This window comes from Micrococcus sp. GbtcB5, from assembly GCF_019091605.1.
Taxonomy (GTDB): domain Bacteria; phylum Actinomycetota; class Actinomycetes; order Actinomycetales; family Micrococcaceae; genus Micrococcus; species Micrococcus luteus.
Map to the genome: position 1 here is coordinate 1 of NZ_JAGXJK010000409.1, position 240 is coordinate 240.

General features: G+C 82.1%; 1 protein-coding gene. It reads left to right on the top strand.

From position 1 onward, the window contains the following. Positions 1–240: methyltransferase (locus KVS67_RS12915; RefSeq protein WP_217565540.1), on the top strand; the 240-nt coding region annotated here is incomplete at both ends.

Below are 240 nucleotides of genomic sequence, written 5' to 3' on the forward strand. Positions count from 1 at the left end.
GGAGGCCGACCGCGCCGTCCCGGGCGGGGGGAGCCGGCCCCTGGTGGCCCACGCCGGCGCCTTCGGTGGTGCCGCCGCCGACCCGGGCCCCCGTCTGCTGCCCGCCTCGCTCGCCGACGACCCGCGCCCGCCCGGGCGCGTCGTGGACCTGGGCTGCGGCAACGGGCTGCTCACGGTCGGGGCGGCGCGGCTGTGGCCGCACGTCACCGTGCTGGCCACCGACCAGTCCGCCGTGGCGGT